At 35.5% G+C, this 1466-nt stretch carries 3 protein-coding genes; 1 reads left to right on the forward strand and 2 read right to left on the reverse strand.

Translation table 11 applies throughout. The features are described from left to right. Positions 1-222: LLM class flavin-dependent oxidoreductase (locus AC1DTM_RS26245; RefSeq protein ID WP_477001258.1), on the reverse strand; the 222-nt coding region annotated here is incomplete at its 3' end. A 104-nt stretch (positions 223-326) separates the two neighbouring features. Next, positions 327-518: a DUF3896 family protein gene (locus tag AC1DTM_RS26250; protein ID WP_016104605.1), complete on the reverse strand. Its 192-nt coding sequence runs from the start codon at positions 516-518 to the stop codon at positions 327-329. A 328-nt stretch (positions 519-846) separates the two neighbouring features. On the opposite strand from AC1DTM_RS26250, the gene AC1DTM_RS26255 reads away from it, so the two are divergent. Then, positions 847-1466: flavin monoamine oxidase family protein (locus tag AC1DTM_RS26255; RefSeq protein WP_477001259.1), on the forward strand; the 620-nt coding region annotated here is incomplete at its 3' end.

Below are 1466 nucleotides of genomic sequence, written 5' to 3' on the forward strand. Positions count from 1 at the left end.
GCCGCGAAAACTGATCGTATTAGTTTTCGCGGCAATATGTGAAATGAGTATTTCTGGACTTGAACCAGCTAAGCTAACTGAATTATGGTGCTCGGATACCCAAAAACGTGTGAATCCTAGTTTTTCAACTTCTTGTGCAAGCGTAACTGTATGTGAAAAAGCTTCAACTGCTGTGCTACCATCTGAAATAGGTGATTGGTCTAATACACTTAATTTGATCATAGAATATACCTCTCAATCTTAATGTACATTCTATTATATATTTACTTACGAAAAATGCGTAGTGAAATGCTCACACAAAAAAGAGGGTGATATTATATCGGCTTTTAACGAGAGAATCCTCGTTCATAATGATTCATTTCGACTAAGTTTAATATATATTCGTAGTTATCGATCTCGAGTTTTATTTGTTCACGTTCTTTATTAGATAATTTCATATTACTAAGTTTTTTGCATAGGTGTTGTTTCTTTAATTCCAAATGCTTTTTTGTAGCATGGTAGTCATAAGTATGTTTCATTTATCTAACTCCTTCCTTACCGTTTCCTTATTATATGAAGCATGGGGAGATGCGAGAGCTATACCTTATGTATTTTTAGTGAATAATCCAATTGCTATGGTGTTATGTTTATAGGAACTTATGAATAAAATGCACTAAACCACTAATGCATATTTTATCCCGCATTAACGGGCAATAAAACTCCCACCTCAAAATGCGGCTGGAGCAAAGAAGGTAGGTGGGAGATCAACTGCCCGTAAACGCCCGATTGGTTCAACTAATAATCAGTGGGGGATGAACAAAACCCCCACTGATTAAAGTTTCACTTTATGAAGTAAGGGGTGGAATTGTGCAGAAAGATATAATGTTTAACACTGAGATGGATGAAACGTTAAAAGTTATAGATAAAGGATTGAAGAAGACGACACACCCGAAACAAATTATTGTAGTAGGGGCTGGTATGGCGGGATTAGTTTCGGCATCTTTATTAAAGGCTGCAGGACATCAAGTGAAGATTTTTGAAGCAAACAACCGTGTAGGGGGCCGGATAGAGACGGTTAGAATGGAAGATACCGGATTATATCTAGATGTTGGAGCGATGAGAATACCATATTCGCACACATTGACGATGGCTTATATAAGAAAATTCGGGCTCCAGGTGAGTCCTTTTATGAATCGGAATGAAACAGATATTATATATGTTAATGGCCGAAAAACGACATTGCAACAATACGAAAAAGATCCAAGTATTTTAAGATATCCCGTTGAAATGAATGAAGTTGGGAAAACATCTGAAGAATTATTATTATTAGCAGTACAGCCAATTATAAATTTTATTAAAAAAAATCCAGAAAAAAATTGGGATATTGTAGTAAAGGATTTTGGGAGATACTCTACAGGTCAATTTTTAAAGTATCATCCTTATCAATATAATACGTATTTTTCACCGGTAACGATCGAGATGATTGG

Source organism: Bacillus sp. P4_D3 (genome assembly GCF_056401855.1).